The 18167-nt window shown below is 44.3% G+C and carries 18 protein-coding genes; 8 read left to right on the top strand and 10 right to left on the bottom strand.

Features of this window, described 5'->3' with window-relative positions; translation table 11 throughout:
- Positions 1-234: 234 nt before the first annotated feature.
- Genes ACVA58_RS09010 through ACVA58_RS09000 form a run of 3 tightly spaced genes read right to left on the bottom strand, consistent with a single transcriptional unit; the run spans position 235 to position 4139 of the window.
- Positions 235-1080 (bottom strand): dimethyl sulfoxide reductase anchor subunit family protein, encoded by an 846-nt coding sequence (locus ACVA58_RS09010; RefSeq protein WP_446510097.1) that lies wholly within the window; start codon positions 1078-1080, stop codon positions 235-237.
- Between the two features lies 1 nt (position 1081).
- Positions 1082-1699 carry a DMSO/selenate family reductase complex B subunit gene (locus ACVA58_RS09005; protein WP_446510096.1) on the bottom strand — a complete coding sequence of 206 codons (618 nt, stop codon included), beginning with the start codon at positions 1697-1699 and terminating at the stop codon, positions 1082-1084.
- 10 nt (positions 1700-1709) lie between these two features.
- The gene (locus ACVA58_RS09000; RefSeq protein ID WP_446510095.1) at positions 1710-4139 is read right to left on the bottom strand and encodes a DmsA/YnfE/YnfF family dimethyl sulfoxide reductase; all 2430 of its coding nucleotides are present in this window, start codon (positions 4137-4139) and stop codon (positions 1710-1712) included.
- Between the two features lie 387 nt (positions 4140-4526).
- Between ACVA58_RS09000 and ACVA58_RS08995 the strand changes: the two genes are divergently transcribed.
- The 3 genes from ACVA58_RS08995 to modF all read left to right on the top strand — a co-directional run bounded on the left by ACVA58_RS08995 (position 4527) and on the right by modF (position 7240).
- On the top strand, positions 4527-5108 hold the full coding sequence (locus tag ACVA58_RS08995) for a molecular chaperone TorD family protein (protein ID WP_446510094.1): 582 nt from the start codon (positions 4527-4529) through the stop codon (positions 5106-5108).
- Positions 5108-5659: a ferredoxin-type protein NapF gene (gene napF, locus ACVA58_RS08990; RefSeq protein WP_446510093.1), complete on the top strand. Its 552-nt coding sequence runs from the start codon at positions 5108-5110 to the stop codon at positions 5657-5659. The genes ACVA58_RS08995 and napF overlap by 1 nt, the downstream gene beginning before the upstream one ends.
- Before the next feature lie 87 nt (positions 5660-5746).
- A complete protein-coding gene (modF, locus tag ACVA58_RS08985; RefSeq protein WP_446510092.1) occupies positions 5747-7240 on the top strand; it encodes a molybdate ABC transporter ATP-binding protein ModF in 1494 nt (497 codons plus the stop codon).
- 24 nt (positions 7241-7264) lie between these two features.
- Here modF and ACVA58_RS08980 read toward each other — a convergent pair whose 3' ends face one another.
- Positions 7265-8161, bottom strand: coding sequence for an AraC family transcriptional regulator (locus ACVA58_RS08980; RefSeq protein ID WP_446510091.1), 897 nt, complete (start codon positions 8159-8161; stop codon positions 7265-7267).
- Between the two features lie 169 nt (positions 8162-8330).
- Between ACVA58_RS08980 and ACVA58_RS08975 the strand changes: the two genes are divergently transcribed.
- Positions 8331-8522, top strand: a complete 192-nt coding sequence (locus ACVA58_RS08975) for a hypothetical protein (protein WP_446510090.1) — start codon at positions 8331-8333, stop codon at positions 8520-8522.
- A gap of 28 nt (positions 8523-8550) precedes the next feature.
- Here ACVA58_RS08975 and lhgO read toward each other — a convergent pair whose 3' ends face one another.
- The 4 genes from lhgO to ACVA58_RS08955 all read right to left on the bottom strand — a co-directional run bounded on the left by lhgO (position 8551) and on the right by ACVA58_RS08955 (position 12777).
- Positions 8551-9810 carry an L-2-hydroxyglutarate oxidase gene (lhgO, locus tag ACVA58_RS08970; protein WP_446510089.1) on the bottom strand — a complete coding sequence of 420 codons (1260 nt, stop codon included), beginning with the start codon at positions 9808-9810 and terminating at the stop codon, positions 8551-8553.
- Between the two features lie 646 nt (positions 9811-10456).
- A complete protein-coding gene (locus tag ACVA58_RS08965) occupies positions 10457-11374 on the bottom strand; it encodes a hypothetical protein (RefSeq protein ID WP_446510088.1) in 918 nt (305 codons plus the stop codon).
- A 370-nt stretch (positions 11375-11744) separates the two neighbouring features.
- Positions 11745-12170 carry a DUF3010 family protein gene (locus tag ACVA58_RS08960; RefSeq protein WP_446510087.1) on the bottom strand — a complete coding sequence of 142 codons (426 nt, stop codon included), beginning with the start codon at positions 12168-12170 and terminating at the stop codon, positions 11745-11747.
- Positions 12171-12270: 100 nt separating this feature from the next.
- Positions 12271-12777: a M48 metallopeptidase family protein gene (locus ACVA58_RS08955; RefSeq protein WP_446510086.1), complete on the bottom strand. Its 507-nt coding sequence runs from the start codon at positions 12775-12777 to the stop codon at positions 12271-12273.
- A 116-nt stretch (positions 12778-12893) separates the two neighbouring features.
- On the opposite strand from ACVA58_RS08955, the gene ACVA58_RS08950 reads away from it, so the two are divergent.
- The gene (locus ACVA58_RS08950; protein WP_446510085.1) at positions 12894-13346 is read left to right on the top strand and encodes a methyltransferase family protein; all 453 of its coding nucleotides are present in this window, start codon (positions 12894-12896) and stop codon (positions 13344-13346) included.
- A gap of 36 nt (positions 13347-13382) precedes the next feature.
- On the opposite strand, the gene ACVA58_RS08945 is transcribed toward ACVA58_RS08950, so the two are convergent.
- Positions 13383-14159, bottom strand: a complete 777-nt coding sequence (locus tag ACVA58_RS08945) for an AraC family transcriptional regulator (RefSeq protein WP_446510084.1) — start codon at positions 14157-14159, stop codon at positions 13383-13385.
- 148 nt (positions 14160-14307) lie between these two features.
- Between ACVA58_RS08945 and ACVA58_RS08940 the strand changes: the two genes are divergently transcribed.
- The 3 genes from ACVA58_RS08940 (at position 14308) to ACVA58_RS08930 (ending at position 16451) form a co-directional block, all read left to right on the top strand.
- Positions 14308-14688 (top strand): STAS/SEC14 domain-containing protein, encoded by a 381-nt coding sequence (locus ACVA58_RS08940; protein WP_446510083.1) that lies wholly within the window; start codon positions 14308-14310, stop codon positions 14686-14688.
- Positions 14689-14792: 104 nt separating this feature from the next.
- The gene (locus ACVA58_RS08935) at positions 14793-15467 is read left to right on the top strand and encodes a hypothetical protein (RefSeq protein WP_446510082.1); all 675 of its coding nucleotides are present in this window, start codon (positions 14793-14795) and stop codon (positions 15465-15467) included.
- Positions 15468-15554: 87 nt separating this feature from the next.
- On the top strand, positions 15555-16451 hold the full coding sequence (locus tag ACVA58_RS08930; RefSeq protein WP_446510081.1) for a 6-pyruvoyl trahydropterin synthase family protein: 897 nt from the start codon (positions 15555-15557) through the stop codon (positions 16449-16451).
- Positions 16452-16528: 77 nt separating this feature from the next.
- Here ACVA58_RS08930 and ACVA58_RS08925 read toward each other — a convergent pair whose 3' ends face one another.
- Entirely contained in the window at positions 16529-18055 is a 1527-nt protein-coding gene (locus ACVA58_RS08925) for a phospholipase D-like domain-containing protein (RefSeq protein ID WP_446510080.1), read from the bottom strand.
- Positions 18056-18167: the final 112 nt, after the last annotated feature.

Below are 18167 nucleotides of genomic sequence, written 5' to 3'. Positions count from 1 at the left end.
AAATGTAAAGGAGTGTGATATTCATCATACAAAAATGTTTGGCGTGAATTGCGTGTTACATATCAATACTTTATTGAATGATATCGTTTACTATTTCCACTAATGTTTACGAGTTTCAGCGCTGCCTGCTGTGCTGGAGAAATGTATTGGGTGGGGGGATAGAGATGGAATTAAAAAAGGGAGAAATGGTATTAGCCATCTCTCCCTTTTGACTGATTGAAAATCAGTTATGAATTACAAACCGACAGTCATGTGCAGGCCATAGAACACACCACGGCCAACTAGTTCTGAAAGCAGAACCAAAGCAAAGCTCAGCCCCATAACAGGCATACCCGGACGGCTGTTCATCAGGTTCGGGATGAACCATACCGCTAGCGCTGCGAGTAGAAGACCGATACGGATAATCTGTAGCTGAGCCATGTTCGGGATAAGCTCTGCAGCTGTAATCACCGAGGTTTGGATTTCAGCGAGACCAATCAGTTGGCTAACGAGTGCAACTAGGCTGATCACAATGGCAACTGCACCCACGTATGGCAATACGCGATCAAGGTTAACCATTTTATGCTGAGCGCCGGTTAGTAGCAGGTGACCGAAGATCAGGCCTGAAACTACCATAGTGCTTAGGAAAGCAATTGGCGTGTACACTGTGTTCCACGTTGGTACGGTATCCAATAGGTACAGTTTGGTCATTGAGAACATAAAGCTCAGACCTACTACCATGCCAGCAACAAGCAGAGCTTTGCGGATTTTTTCGTTACCTTTGTCCAACATTTCTAGCAGCCAGTAACCGCCACCCAGTGCGAAGAATGCGCTACCGGTGAAGATTTCATTGGATAACCAAGAGCTACCCACCTGGTTTAGCGCATTGAATGCACGCAATGGGCTGCCAAGGTGCATGGTTGAAGCCATAAAGCCCATCCCCATGATCACCCAGATGAAGAACATAGCTTTATGCAGGCGGTCATTCACACCGATACATAACTTGCCGCTCAGGATCACGCCACCCAGTAGGATAAATGAACCAACAGCCGTTTGTGCCAATACAGTAAATAGGATCAGGGGCCATTCATGCCAAGCCATCTTATACCTCCTTAGGGTTTGCTAGGAAACCGGTACGATCGCCAGTAGGGCGGGCATGACGGTTTGCTTTGATGACCAGGTTTGGTTTTGTTTTTAACGACGACGGTAGCGGTGCGACATCAGCGTTAGTGCCATACTTTGCACGCAACTCATCGATAGGACCAAACTCAAGAGCACGAAGTGGGCAAGAGCCAACACAAATAGGATCTAGACCTTGGCCGACACGCTCGTAACAACCATCGCACTTGGTCATGTGGCCTTTTTCAGCGTTGTACTGAGGTGCACCGTAAGGACATGCCATAGAACAGTACTGACAACCGATACAGGTATCGGTATCAACGATGACTAGGCCATCTTCCTTGCGCTTGTGCATTGCACCCGATGGACAAACCTTGGCACAGGCTGGCTCGTCACAATGGTTACAGGCAATAGATAGGTAGTAAGAGAACACGTCCTGACGGAAGGTTTCACCCTCTTTTACCCAGTTGCCACCGGTGTACTCGTAGACACGACGGTAGTTAATACCGGCATCTGAGTCCTTGTTATCCTTGCACGATAGCTGACAGGTTTTACAGCCGGTGCATTTGCTTGAATCGATATAAAAACCGTATTGTTTCATGGTTTAAACCTTATGCTTTTTTTAGCAGTTGCACGTCGACTAGGTTGGTGTGTTGCGGGTTACCTTTCGCCAGCGGGCTTGGGCGCTGGGTAGTCAATACGTTAATGCTACCGCCTTGATCAACACCGTTCTTATTTGGTGCGTACCAAGCACCTTCACCTAGTGCAACAACACCCGGCATCATACGAGGGGTTACTTTCGCCGTTAGGTGGATTTCGCCGTGCTCATTGAAGATGCGGATAGCGTCATCATTCTTGATCCCGCGCTGTTCTGCATCCATAGGGCTCATCCACATTTGTTGTGGTGCCGCTTCCATCAACTGCTCTACGTTGCCGTAGGTTGAGTGAGTACGAGATTTGTAGTGGAAACCAGTAAGCTGTAGCGGATAATCCTTACGTTTTGGATCATCCCAACCGTTGAAGGTTGAAGCGTATACCGGCAGCGGGTGGATCACGTCACCTTCAGGCAGTTCCCATTCAGCAGCAATATCTGCAAGGCGCTCAGAGTAGATCTCAATTTTGCCCGACGGTGTAGCCAGCGGGTTGCTTTCTGGATCTTTACGGAAATCAGCGTGGGCAACGAAATGTTCAGCTTTACGCTTGTAAATACCTTGTTCACGCATGGCATCAAAGCCCGGCAGAGTAGGATCAAGCTCACGAGTTTGTGCATATAGGTGGCGTAGCCAACCTTCTTGGTCACGACCTTCGGTGAACTCTTTTTCAATACCTAGGCGTTTAGCAATGCCAGTACAGATGTCATAGATGCTGCGGGCTTCGAAAACAGGTTCAATTGCTTGGCTGGCAAAGATGAAGTAAGGCATATTCGCTGCAGCGCCGTCCATACAGAAGTCAGATTGCTCTGAAGTTGTAAGATCAGGTAGAACGATATCAGCGTACTTGGCAGATGAGGTCATGTGGTTATCAACAACGACGATCATTTCACATGCTTTGTCATCTTGTAGGATGTCATGCGTACGGTTGATGTCTGAGTGTTGGTTGATTAGGCAGTTACCCGCATAGTTCCAGATGAACTTGATTGGCACATCCAACTTGTCTTTACCGCGGACACCATCTGCTTTTGCTGTCATCTCTGGACCGCGTGTAATCGCATCTGTCCAAAGGAACATTGAGATAGCTGTTTTAACTGGGTTCTCAGGAATAGGGAAGCGCACGAAAGGAATCGCTTGGTTGCCTTCACGAGAACCGGTACCTCCACCATTAATACCGACGTTGCCGGTCAGGATTGCTAGCATGGCAATTGAACGAGCCGCTAGTTCACCGTTGGCGTGGCGTTGAGGGCCCCAACCTTGGAAGATTGCACATGGCTTAGTTGAGCCGATTTCACGAGCAAGCTTGATGATAATATCAGCAGGAATACCGGTAATGTCAGCAGCCCAAGCTGGTGATTTCTCAGTTTGATCATCACCACGGCCAAGAATGTATGACTTATAGTCAGAGTTAGCTGGCGCTGATGCTGGAAGCGTTCTCTCGTCGTAACCGACACAATATTTATCAAGGAAAGGCTGATCGACCAAATTCTCGGTGATCATCACGTGTGCCATACCGGCAACAAACGCAGCATCGGTACCCGGGCGGATAGGAATCCACTGATCTTCACGGCCACCGGCAGTATCGGTGTAGCGAGGATCGATAACGATCATCTTGGCGTTAGATCGCTCTTTACCTTCCATCAAGTGGTGGATCTGGCCACCACCTGACATACGGGTTTCAGCAGGGTTATTACCAAACTGAACAATCAACTTAGTGTTTTCGAGATCAGAAAACGAGTTGTTAGCACCATTACCGTAGGTGTATGGCATACCCGCCGCAATTTGTGCTGTTGAGTAGTCGCCGTAGTGGTTTAGGTAACCGCCACTCAGGTTCATCAAACGAGCAATCAAGGTTGCGCCTGGTGGCCATGATTTAGTGACTGTGCCACCCAGAGTACCGGTACCGTAGTTTAGGTATACCGCTTCACTACCGTAATCTTTACGGATACGGTTTAGGTTGTTGGTGATCTCATCAAAGGCTTCATCCCAGCTAATACGCTTGAATTTACCTTCACCGCGCTTACCGACTCGCTTCATTGGGTACTTCAAGCGATCAGGGTTGTATACGCGTCGGCGCATTGAGCGGCCACGCAGACAGGCGCGAATTTGGTGGTTACCGTATTGGTCATCACCGGTGTTATCGGTCTCAACCCACTTTATTTCACCATCTGAAACGTGCATACGTAGTGGACAACGGCTACCACAGTTTACGGTACACGCACTCCAAACAACTTTTTCATCAGTTGTTGTAGCGGCCTCGACTTTACTTGACTTAAATGGCAGTGAAATACTGCCTGCAACTGCAGCTAATCCACCTAGCGCCGAGCTTGATTTAACAAAATCTCGGCGGGTGAATTTAGGTGCCAATAGCTTTTTGAATTGTGATTTCATGACACGATATTCTCGGTATTGACTAACAGTCCTACACTTGTTGGGTAGGCTTCTGACACGCATTTTCCGTGAGTGAGAACGTTTAACTTTGCCGTCGATCAAGAAATCATGAGGAATAATCTTGAATATTTATGTATCTGTAACAATGTGAATGAGGGGGTTAATACGTGTAACAAGGTGTTTCTCAGAGAGGGGTGTTGATAGTGATTATCATTCATTCTCAATAACTTAAAGCATTAAAGATTGTCCTAAAGCATTTTTTCCGTGTTAGTTATCGGCTATCGTGCTTAGGAAAATGTTAATGAATAACCTAATTTAGCTGTTATTCCACTGGCATCATGAAAACTTATTGCATGATATTACATATTTTTGGAGGCGGATGTGACCATGGAGCACATTTCAACAATCGCTCGTATTCTGGGTAGTTTTTTTTATTATCCACTTACCCACGAAACGAACCGACAAGTCTGTCAGATGATTGCTGATAATGACGAGCAAGAAGGTTCACCGTTTGCAGAGTTGCTGCAAGCTATTGAGGCTGACGGTACACAAGATCTTGCGATGGACTTCCAGCAACTGTTTGAAGGCTGCGAAGTGATGCCTGCGCCTCCGTGGGGATCGGTATACCTAGACCGTGAGCAAGTCATTTTTGGTGAAACCACCGTTGATTACCGTCGTTTTCTGGCTGATAAGGCAATGAGCCTTGATACGGGTATGCGTGAGCCTGAAGACCAATTCGGCTTAATGCTAATGGCAATATCTAAATTGGCTGAAGCCAATGATAATGAAGCAATTAAGGCGCTGTTATCGGTACATTTGCTACCTTGGGCACCTCGATACCTTGAACTGATGCAGAAAAATGCCAACACCCAGTCCTACCAACTGCTTGGTGCAATGGCACAGCAGTGGTTGGAATTCATCACCGAGGAACTTGCGGTGTCAACTGTGGAGAAAAAGGTGTACTTCTAATGGCTGAACGTGACGAACGATATTACAAAGCGTGCATGGAGCATTACACGGTAAGCCGCCGTGGTTTGCTTCGAGGCTTGTTTTCTGGTGCAAATCGCGTAAAGAAAGAAGCACAAGCCCCGATGATCGTTCGCACGGTTCCGCGTCCTCCGGGGGCGATCGAAGAAGTATTATTTTTGCAAGTTTGTCAGTCATGTGATGAATGTGAAAAGGCATGTCCGCAGCAAGTCATTGAACGGCCTGAGGGGCTACCTCAATTAAACCTTGAATACAATGACTGCAGCCAGTGTGGGGAGTGCCAAAAAGCTTGCCCGACTCAAGCTCTCTCATCCGCAATCAAAGATATTGGTGTTCGTCCTGAGTTTTCTACGCGATGTACTAACCGATTATCAGGCTACTGTGAAATGTGTGCTGAACAGTGCCCTCATCAGGCCATAGAAGTAAGACAAGGCCAAGTGCCAGTAGTTAACAGTGAGTCTTGTGATGGTTGCGGCCAGTGTCGTACATCCTGCTTTAGTGGTGCTATCACTATGGCTTTTCCAAAAGACTGACTTTTCCCTAAATTGACTATTTGATTGGTTTCCCTCCTTGCGTGTAAGGTATCAGCTTGGTACTCGAAATGACAAAGTAGGGAATCTATGTCTATCAAGCTACGCGATATTACACTTCAAAAATATCAACCCGGTTCAAATACACATTTTAACCGCTTATCTATTCCTCAATTAGACATATCTCCAGATCAGCATTGGGCTTTCTTTTGTGCAAAAGGCGATGCAGGCTCAGTGTTTGCCCAGCTATTGCTTGATAATAAAGTGCTTGATGAATATACCGATTTTGATGGTGTCTTATCAGGCCTGCCGGAAAAGGTCAGCTTGGTATCGTTGGCCCAGCAACAGGCCTTGCTGGAAGAGGAGCTTGCTAACGATGATACCGACTTTATTGATAGGCTAGATGCCGGAACAAGCGTAGAGGCTTTGGTCACAGTAAATTGTGACAGTTTGGAGCATGCCGAGGAGCTTTTTACGCTGTTAGATCTACAAACTCTTAGAAAAAGCGGATTTCGACAATTATCAACCGGAGAAACCCGCCGTGTAATGTTAGCCCGAGCATTAGCAGAGCAGCCCGAATTATTGATCTTAGATGATCCTATGGCGGGGCTAGATAGTGCACATCAACAACAAATGATCTGTCTTATTGATCAACTACAACATGATCTGCAGGTTATTCTGATCACTTCACGTGAGCAGACGTTACCTGACAGCATTACCCATGTTGGAGTATTTGAAGACTACAAACTGGCTGGTGTGTATTCTCGTGATGAATGGGAATCGCTCCCCATACTTGCTCACTTACGGGCCCAGTCAAGCGAACGCAGCGAGGCGATGTTGCAGCTGGTTAAGCAATACCGGCATCAAGCGGCTATGTCAGATCCTCTCATCGCACTTCGAAATGGCAAGGTTGAATATACCGATAGGCTGATTTTTGATGAGGTGAATTGGCAAATTAAAAATCATGAACACTGGCAAGTAAGAGGTCCAAATGGCTGTGGTAAAAGTACATTACTAGGCTTAATTTTTGGTGACCACCCTCAGTGTTACAGTAATGATATTGAGTTTTTTGGTATCAAGCGCGGGAGCGGGGAAACTATTTGGGACATCAAGCAGCATATAGGCATGGTGTCTTCTGCTCTGCATTTACAATACCGTGTTTCCTGCTCGGCATTGGATACCATCCTTTCAGGGTTTTATGACTCTATTGGTTTGTATCAGCAGCCGAGTATCGCGGAGATAAAACAGGCCAGAGACTGGTTAGCTCTGTTACATATGTCGCACTTGGCCTCGACGTCATTTAAGCAACTAGAATACGGACAACAGCGGTTGCTACTGGTGGCCCGGGCGCTGATAAAGCGACCTAAGCTCCTTATTCTGGACGAGCCTTATCAAGGGTTAGATTTTCTTAATCGCCAATTGGTTAAGAATGCCTTGGAGATGATTGCAAAGAACCAATTAAGCCAGTTACTTTATGTTTCCCACCACCCAGAAGATGCACTGGAGAGTATTACCAACTATGTGGACTTCGTTGGTTCTACCGAGGCAGGGTATAAGACTGTGATTAGCCGTACTCATACATAAAGTAGCATCTCACTACTCGACGACTTAGACCGGGGCATTGATTTTATAGCTGTTGCGGTATTGTCTTGGAGTCATTTGCTTATAGTCCTTGAACTGCCGATTAAAGTTGACCTGATTGCGGTATCCGACGCTTTCGGCAATCAGACCAATAGGTTGGCTGGTGGTTTGCAGCAATTCTGCCGCATGGTTTAACCGAAGTTTCTTCAAGTACTGACTAAAGCTTTCCTTAAAGTGGATGGAAAATAATCGGTGGATGCTACTTTCGCTTGTACTCATATGTGCAGCAAGATCCGCCAAAGTGACGGAATGACTGAACTGCTGTTCAAGGTATAGGCAGACCTTTTCAATTTTTTCTTGGCTTACTTTCTCAGCGCTTTGTTCTTTTGGGAGGGCATATGACAGCTTTTGGGGGGCATAAGAAAGCAAGGTCCGGCTATTTTTATCGCTTATTAAGGCACTGAGGACTTGAAGTAAAATACCAAGCTGTGCCATAGCGGGATAGGTGGTGATATCTTTCAACAACTTGAGCACCTGACTACAGGTTTTTTCAGTGAACTCGATGCCTTTCTCTGCCCGCTTTAGTAAAGATTCTATTTTTCTCATCTCTACACAGCTGAACATCATATTGGCGATCCATTCTTTTTTGAACCAAATAATATGAGTCTCACAGAGTTGGTTTTCTTCAGTTTCAGTGGAGATAAAACGGTGTGGTAGGTTAGGGGCGATCAACACCATATTACTATCGCCAAAATGACCTTCGTAGTGGCCAATACAAGCCTTGCCCTGAAAATGGCGATGGATAACTAACTCATATTCTTGATGGAAGTGCCATTGGTAGTGTTTGTTCGGTTCTTCTATCTTGCGATATCGCCATGAATAGCCTTGGCGTTGCATGACTCTTTCGACTGTCGCTTGTTGCATGAAATAGATCCAAGAATTACGGAAAAGTACCAGTGTTTATCAATATAGTACTGAAATTAGCAGTGAGGTGAATGTAATGATGGAATAGTACTTATAGTTGATAAGTTTGGATAAGTCAGCCTTCCACCAAAGCGTATTGTTGAGGCAAGCCATACGAGGAGCCAAAACAATGAACAAACTTAAAGCTATGATAAATAAATTAATTACTGAAACCCGACGTGATTGTTTAGCCAAAGTGGTATGTGGCTACCAAGCCGCATATTCTTGGCAGGTACTGGGATATAAATCCAAAAAAGATTTTGATAAAGATTTGGCTTTGAGCCTATACCGCCAGAGCGCAAAGCGACACCATACGTTATAGGCTTTTAAACAAATATGTTACGTCATCTCTATAATGTCGCCACAGTCGAGTTTTTTTCATTTTCAACGTTAGTAGATTGGGGGCTAGCGAGAATTTTATCACAGATGTAACTGCCAATAGGTATCGCAGAGGTTGCTGCAGGAGAAGGGGCATTACAAACATGGAGGCTGCGTGGGCTTTCGGCAAACAAGAAGTCATGAACCAATGAACCATCACTTAATACCGCCTGAGCACGGATCCCAGCAGGGTAAGGGGTTAGATCTGAGGTTGTAAGTTGTGGGCAGTACTTATTGACCAGTTTGAGGTAGCCAGGCTTCCACCATGAGTTTTTAGTTTCGATTAACCCTGATTTGATATGATTAGCCGTGACCTTCCAGAATCCTTTAAACGTCAGCATTTCAGCGGTATCTTTGGGGCTGAAGTTAACTCGATTATACCCTTCTCGTTTCCAGCCCTGAACGGCATTGGGGCCGACGGTGACGGTGCCATCAATCATCCGAGTAAGGTGAACACCGAGGAATGGCAATTCAGGATCTGGTATTGGGTAGATTAAATGATTCACAATTTGATTGTGTTGCGATGCTAGGCGGTAATACTCCCCTCGGTAGGGAATAATTTGAAAGTCGGTGTCGATGCCTAACATCTGAGTAAGTCGATCTGCCATTAACCCGCCACAACATATCAAAAATTTGCCATGCAGAGTAAAAGGCTGGCCATCACTTTGACAGGTGACGATAACCTCTTCTGTTTGCTCTTGAATGGCTGTTACTTCAGTGCGTTTGGTTAGCTCCCCACCGATTTGAACAAACAATTTGGCCATTTTATTGGTGATTTTTCTGTAATTCACAATGCCCGTTGCATTAACCAGTATCGCACCAAGGCCGGTTATATTGGGCTCTTGTTGCTGCAGTTGTTTTTGGTTTAGCAGTGTGACTTCAATGTCATTTTCTAAACAACGTTTATACAGTGTCTGCATCCTTTCTAATTCAGCAGAATCGGTGGCAACTAACAGCTTGCCGCATTGTTCAAAAGGAATGTTGTGTTCAAAGCAAAAAGCTTTGGTCGCTTTTTCTCCGGCCTTGCAAAGTGTTGCTTTCAGACTTCCTGGCGCGTAGTAAACCCCGGCATGGATAACACCACTGTTGTGCCCGGTTTGATGTAATGCCAGCGCGTCTTCTTTCTCGATGACGATAACTGATGCATCGGGGAGGCGTTGCTTGAGTTGCCAAGCCGTTGATATACCAACAATACCACCACCTACAATGATGTAATCGTACACCTTATCCATTCGAGATCCTTTTCGATTTTCCAATGCTGTAAACGACAATCACTGCCATCATTTTGATGAGTATAGGTAAAATGAACAATGAAAGCTGCGAGCTTGACCACAGAGCATTACGTAAATGTATGCTGTTAACACTATGTGTGTTGGTGTCTATTTGTTCGATTTTGTATCTGAAAGGCAGTTGTCACAGCGAAGATAACTGATTAGTTTTAACGTGTTTATTCAGGGTAGAGGCAAAACCAGCAGGACGCACCATACTTGTAACGTATTCCAAGCTTCTTATGTGTATAGGTTGACTTGGGTATAGCAATAGGAGCGATCAGTGATGCTAAATAAAGTAAGTGAGGTTGATTTTTATAAATTATTCACCGTGATCGGTGGCTATTTTCTTTTCTTTTTTAGTGCCTTTCATTTATTGAGGTGGATGAAGAGTAGCAACCTCTTAATCTATGCATTTGTTGTTCTTACTGTTGCCGTCAGTGCGTTGCTGATTATGACGTTATATAAGTTAAGAAAGAGACGAAAGGATCGAGATTAAATCACCCGCAGGAACGTTGTAAAGATAACTTATTGCATTTCATTTTCGCTTCATGTTGATACCCAAGCTTTTATGCAAAGCTTGGGTAAAGATTTATTGTATCCAGCAGGCTTATTGGTTCATTGAAAAATCAACAAGTTCGACTAAATATGCCTCTTTTTTAGAGTCATTTTTTTCGATGCCTTTGACGAGACCTAAGGATGGGTTCGCCCATACTTCAAGGCCTACAGGGTCGTTGTTTCTATGTGCCATCAATGTAATCATGTCCCAATCTGTTGCACCGTAACACTGACCAGTGATTCGATCGCGAACATAGAACTTCGTGGTTTCGATTTTCTTCGAGTTAATGGTCAGAATCTCTGTTGATGATCGCGTAAAATCAAATGTTCTTGTTACTGATAGATCGTCACAATGAGTAATATTTTCATTACCTTCTTGTACGCCATTATCCTCAAGTAAATGTTGAATATCGTCTCTAGATAAACCTGATAACTTTGATTCAAATGTTGCTTGATACTTTCCTTGTTGAGCAAGTGCGAAGTCACCATTGGCAATGAAATCCGGTAATCCCCAAAGCTGATGTTCTTTGTCTGCTTCTTCATCGATATAGGTAATAAAATGCTTATCTGCAATTTCACCTCCAAACGAACTATCCTGATCTGTTTGTTGGGTTAGGCCTGCATCTTTATATTCGGTTGTGCTAACTGAAAAGAAGCCCTCAACACCTTCTTCGTTTGCTAGAACATTTAGGATATCGTATTTGGCGATATCGCTGCTATCAATGGCCTGATATATGCTTTTTTCATAATTGGTTTCAACCAAAGCATCATCTTCCATGAAAGATGAATTGTACTCTTTGATGGATATTGTCGTGCTGTTGAGCTTAGCAGCATCAAATGTCGCCCCTTTCAATGGGAAATCAACTGTTGGTGCTGGTTTTTTATTGTCCGGCGTAGAGCTTCCGCCGCCACCTCCACCACAACCGGTTAAAAGACTGATGATTGAAAGGCTGATAATCGTTTTTTTCATTATGTGACCGTTTAAAGTGAGCTTTACAAAAAATGAATAACTGTCCATGTAATGATTCGGTTGGATTATATGTGTGGTCGTCACGGATCTGTGTCTTGATTTGTAAGGCCTGGGTATGCGATTGCATTGGGAACCCACCATGGGTTGCACACGAAAGGATAGTAATAAGAGAGCAGAGCGCTGAATCGGTGTATGAGTTAAGATTTATGGTGGTTGGTGGATTGAAAATAAAGTTTACAACTGTAATGGACTGTATGGGCTTGATAACCTTGTAGTTAACATGGTTAAAGCTTAAGTGGCGAGTTTATATTCAACAATTACAAAAAAAGCCAGCTGAACTGGCTTTTTGCATGCAATTTAGCGTACAGGCTTAATATTTGCCCATGTAGGCATAACCTGTCATGAAAGCCGCTTCTTGGAACTGACGAAGGCCAGTTGCACGGAATTCAATAGCAAGTGGATTGCGCTTCAGCTTTTGTTTGATTTCTTGGCTAGTCATGAAATCAACTTCAATGCCTTCAATTAACTGAATAGCGGCTTCAAGTTTGAAGCCAATCGCGCTACCTGCGAACTTACCACGTGTTTCACGCGTACGGATCACAACTCGATCGATTTGGTAGTCATCCAGTAGCTTTTTGAAAGTCTGCTGGAATTTACGCATCTGCTCATTGTCCATTGAGTCTTGCATGATGAACTTTTGAGAACGGCACTCAGGAAGATCAAACAGACCGTCATTCTGGGAAAGAAGGCAAATTATGGCTTCGTTGCTACGAAGCTCAACAGCACAAATTTTCATGTAAACACCTAATAATGTAGTTAGCAGGGTATTTTAGGCAAAAGTGCAATAATTGCCAGAAATTAAATGATCCATATAGCTAGTTTTATACTCAAATGACTTAGTTGTATAGCGGACCGTCGATCTCAAGCTGGGTTAACATCAAACGGGCGTCCAGCTCTAGCTGGTGGTAGTCAGGCTCCATATGGCTACATAACTGATAAAATGCCTTGTTGTGATCTTTTTCACGGCTGTGGGCAAGCTCGTGTACCACTATCATTCTTAGCAGTGGAAGAGGGGCTTGTTTGAAAATGGTTGATACCCTGATTTCATTCTTCGCCTTTAACTTCTTGCCGTGAATACGAGAGACAAAGCTATGCATACCCAATGCATGGTTGACCATATGGATTTTGCTGTCGTAAGCCACCTTGCTGATTGGAGATGATTTTTTTAGGTACTGATTTTTCAACTCGATGACATACTCATAGAGTGCTTTTTCTGACTGGATAGTATGTTGTTCTGGGTATTTTTTTAGCAGGTAACGCTTGAGGTTACCTTGCTCAACCAGTTGGCTGACTTGGTCAATGAGTGGATCGGGATAGCCTTGTAGGTATTTTAGTTCTTTCATATGAACAGTCAGACGCTGAGTGGAAGCGCGATTTTAAACATTTTGGCTAACTTGGGCAATCTCAGGCTAGGATAGTGGAGAACAATGGCTCTAGAATAAAAGAAAAAGGAGAAAAAATGGAATTACGATTGCCACCACCACTGATTTTACTCATTACCCTTGGCTGCATGTATGGCCTTGCACGTTACTCGCCATTCTATGCTTTTTCGTTTGCCGGGCAGTCACATATTGTTTTGCTTTTTTGTCTTCTTGGCACTGTTATGGGGCTGTCTGCCGTGTGGTCTTTTGCAAAGGCCAGAACAACTGTCGATCCCCGCTTCCCGAATAAAACCTCTAAGCTCGTGACATCAGGGATCTTTCGTTATTCACGTAATCCTATGTATCTTGGTCTGCTTTGTTTTATATGCGCAGCGTTTGTCTATCTCTCTGCGCTTAGTCCCTTGCTCATGGTCGGGGTGTTTATTTTTTATATGAACCATTTTCAGATTGCTCCCGAGGAGGCAGTACTACAAGCAATGTTTGGCGAGCAATTTGAGCTTTATTGTCAACGAGTTAGGCGCTGGTGTTAATGTGCAGGTTAATTGCTTCAAAGTACTTGCTCTTCACTAAATAGGCTGTTTTATATAGGCGTTGGGCGTGGTCCCCGTTTGCTTGCGAAAAAAGCTAATAAAAGCGCTATCGCTTGAAAAGTCGAGTTCAAAAGCAACTGCTGATACTGGTTTGTGCTCAGACAGAAGTTCAATGGCTTTCATCAATCGCCATTGTTGGCGCCAAGCCTGGTAGGGCATACCTGTTTCTCGAGAAAAAATGCGAGAGATGGTTTTTTCGCTAGCCCCAATAGACAGTGCCGCTTTATTTAAAGGAGGCGGTGTGCGTCCTTCATTGTTGAGTTTTTTCATCCAAGTTTTTAGCCTAGCATCTGAGGGTAACGGTAAGAGTAAGTTTTCTTCGGGAGCGACAGCCAGCTCTTGCCAAAACAAACTCACCAGCGCTTCTTGTTCAGAATATGGCATTTCCCAAGGCCAAAAGGCCATTCTTTCAATAAGCTCACGTAATAAAGGGGTGACTCCGATAATTCTTAGTTTATCGAATCCCTCTTCCTTACATCGTATATCGAAATAAACAGAGCGATAGGCAACGACATTCGTCATCACCGCACAATGGCTGATACCTGACGGGATCCAAGCGGCTCGGGTTGGGGGCAAAATACATTGCTGATTGTCCAGTGTAATACTCATGCATCCTGACGGAGCGAAAAGCAACTGTGCTTTGCGGTGGCTATGCATACCTGAATCATGGCGGCCAATATTGGCCGCGATGCCAATAATCTGGCTGGGAATCGAATCTGGATTAAACTGGGTCTGCTCGGTGATCAGTGCCATGTCAAGAAGGTAAATGTTAAGGCTTTTGATAAATAATAGCGAGATCGCCCAATTAAGTATATGCAGAGGTGCCTCGATGTCTTCAATCTGCTACTCAAGCAACTTGGGTATAAACTATTGAGGTAGCCGGATTCAAAGAGGAATAAGCATGAGCTATGTCCATGGTATCCAAGTTGAGATAGATAGGTTAGATGATCAGGTTTTTATGGAATTAAAGGCTGTTGGTACCTTGACCCATTCAGACTATGAGAAAATTACGCCGTTGATTGAAGATGCGCTAGAAGGCATCGAAAACCCAATGGTTAATGTGTACTTTGACGGAACTGATTTTGAGGGCTGGGATCTTCATGCTGCTTGGGATGATCTCAAACTAGGGCTGAGATTTGGCCGTAAATTCAACAAAATTGCTATTTATGGTAATCAACATTGGCAAGAAGTCATGAGTAAGGTGGGAAGTTGGTTTGTCAGTGGTGAGGTTCGCTATTTCGAAGACTCTCTAGAGGCGATTAGTTGGCTGCGGGAAGAGTAAGCTGGCTAGTATTGAAACTGTGTATACATTAAGATATTGATAGTTTGGGGAAAGGTAAGCAGACCCTGATTAGAATGATAAATTTCGCTACAGGTATGGTGAAAATGAAAAGGAATGTAATTGCGTCTGGGGTTCTGTTGTCATTATTTTCCATGCATGCATGGTGTGATGAAAAAGTAGCAGCACAGACGGAGCTTGAGCCGGAGGTTCAAGCTCCTGGTTTTCAGTATTTTGTTGGACTTCGCGGTGGGGGTAACTTAATTGGCAGTGATAACACCGCTTCTGTTACCACTGGTAATATCGACTCTGATGATGACGATTTTGGCGCTTTTGGTGCGCTGGATTTTGGGGTGTATATGCCTAACCAGCGGGGACGTGTTTACTATAGCTTTGAATACCATACTACGACCACTCAGTTTGACGGTCAGGATGCTTATGATATTAACGTTGGGCTCCACCTTTTAAATGCGGAGCATATTTTCCGCCCACAAGCATCAGTTAAGCCCTTTGTCGGTATTCATATAGGGTATGCATTTGCCGAAACAGACTCTGATTTTTCTGGTAGTTATGATGAGAGTGGCATTGTTTTTGGTTTCCAAGCCGGTTTGGGTTGGCAGGTCATCGACGATTTGGGACTTGAAGTAGGTTTACGCCATACTGTACTGCCTTCAGAGCGTCGCTCATGGCAAGCCGAAAACAGCGCAGGCGACTCGGTTACGGTTGAAACACAGCTAAAAGGTGTAACATCTGCGTATCTTGGCGCCACCTATCGATTTTAGTGGGGTCGAGGTTTGCTTGAGCGGTTTACTCAGGAATATAGCTGCGTATAATGCCATGCCGCAACCAGAATCAGTAAGGACTTCAGTTTGAAGCTATTTGTTAGAGATCTTACCGTCATCGATTCCTCTTACCTTTGCCAACACCGAGGTATGGTAGGCGAGAGTTGGATCCTCGATGTGGTAATGTCGGGCGAGTTGAATGAAATGAGCATGGTGCTTGATTTCAGCCGGGTAAAAAAACAAATTAAACAGATTGTTGATGAATACGTTGATCATCGATTGATTGTCCCGAGCCAAAGCGATGCAATTCGTACTGCAGCAACGAAACCAGGCTATGCCACAGTTGATTTGTTGCGTGGAGACAAAAGCCTTCATCTGCACTGTCCTGATCAGGCCTATTGCTTTATCGAAGACAGTGAAGTCACTATCGAATCTGTCACCCGCCACATCTACAAAGTGCTAGAAGGCAAGCTGCCTGACAATGTTCAAGGGTTGGAGATCACACTTCGCCATGAGCCGATCGCTGGACCTTTCTATCACTACAGTCATGGTTTGAAAAAGCATGACGGTAATTGTCAGCGTATTGCACATGGTCACCGCTCTCCGGTTGAGCTATTGATTAATGGGCAACGAGATCTGACGTTGGAGCAACAGTGGGCACTGCGCTGGGAAGATATTTATCTTGGTAGTGCAGAAGATGAGTGCACACTGGCCGAACTAAACCTGAGTCCGTTTGCTGCAGAAGTGAATGATCAAAGTCATCATGCATTTCGTTATACAGCACCTCAGGGTAAGTTTGAGTTAGCTATTGCTAGAAGTGATGTTGAGATGATTGAAACCGATACAACGGTAGAACTACTTGCGCTTTATATCGCTGAGCAGGTCAGTGAATCTGTTGAGGCCGGTTCAACGGTTGACGTTATTGCTTATGAAGGTGTTGGTAAAGGCGCCATCGCATCAGCAGCAGGTCGGTTGAACGCGTAGCTGATAACTTTCATTTTTCGTTGATAAAAAGATAAGCCCCATGAACCAAGTGTTGATGGGGCTTTTTTAATATCACTCTAAAGTTGATCTTCAATCGGTAATAACCCGGCAAACCAAGCTGAAAAACGCAACCAGATACTGGCATCGGGTTCTGAGTGGGTAACTGTACCCCTCAAATCATTGTGCCACTCCAGATCACCATCTCCATTTAATGCAAGGCGATAGGTATTCTTCTTAAGATTACGCTCTATTTCACGATATATCACTTCGCCAAACTCACTTGACTCGATCAAAACACCCATCTCGGTATTTAGGTAGGCAGAGCGGGGATCAATGTTAAATGAACCGACAAAAAGATCCTTGCGATCGATGAGAAAGGTTTTGGCGTGCAAACTGGTGCGGGAGCTACCTAACCAAGAACGCTTTTTTTTCAGGCTAGGATCAACTTTAACTTCATACAGCTTAACACCGCCAGCAAGAAGTGGCTTTCGGTATTTTGCATACCAACCATGTACGGCAAAAACATCATTCGACGCAAGGGAGTTTGTAATAATCGTGATATCAATGCCGTCTTCAACCGCCTGAGTCAATGAATTTGCCCCTTGTTCTGTTGGAACAAAATAAGGGGAAATAAGTAATAATTCATTGTCGGCTTGGTTGATAATGGCACTAAGCTGATGGAGAAGGAGATCGGTATCTTCTGGCGAATAGACTTTTGAGGGAAGATCGTAGTGGACTTCAGCCTCGCCCCAATAAAACGCCAAGGTTTCATTTTTTATATGCTCAGTAAGAGGAAGCTCTGCAAGTGATTTAACGTATCGGGAGTGTTTGAAGTGACGCTTTAGGTCATCTTCCCAGCTCTTGATCCTTTCTGTAGTCGGTTCAGATGCATTTTTAACAAAAGACTCAATCGGTATAGAAGGTTTACTATTCCAATAAAGGTCAAACTGTATGGAAATTTTTGGTACAGACTCTCCGAGCATCAATATATCGAAATCACCAAAATCTACCGCGGTGTTAGCGGCAAAATACTCGTCACCAATATTTCGTCCTCCTGTAATGACAAAAGCGTTATCGGCAATTAAAGCCTTATTGTGCATTCGACGGTTCAAGCGATCAAAATTACTGATAAAGCCAAGTATACGCGCAGAACGTTCTTCAAATGGATTAAACAGGCGAATGTCAATGTTTGGGTGGCTTGCAAGTTGCGCCATTGATTCATCATTACGTGACTGCATATCGTCGAGTAACATTCGCACACGAACACCTCGCTCTGCAGCTTGGTACAAGGCGTAAGTCATTAACGAGCTGGTATTGTCGTCGCGGTAAATGTAGTACTGCAGGTCAATACTGTGCTCTGCACCGTAAATAAGCGCTAAACGGGCTAAGAATGCTTCTTGTCCATCTCCTAGCGGATAAAAGCCTGTCAGCTCAGGGTGTTTATTTAAGTAGGGAAGCACCTGGCTAGCAAGTTGTGTCTGCGAATCAAAAGGTATCGTGTAACTTGGTGTTTTCTCTGTAGTAGGTATGGAAGAACAACCAATAAAAGAAAAAAAACTAACGATCATTACTAAGTAACGAAAAAAAACAAACAAATATGCCATAACTTTTCGGTTAGATTCCTTTCAAGGTAATACCAATTAGATTCTAATTGGCGGGACTGGTGATGACAAATCTAAATTAAGCTACAACTGACGTTACCATTGACACAAATGA

The sequence above is a fragment of the Photobacterium sp. DNB22_13_2 genome, from assembly GCF_052873915.1.
The sequence above is the reverse complement of the archived record's forward strand: the minus strand, read 5'-3'. Positions and strand labels throughout refer to the sequence as shown.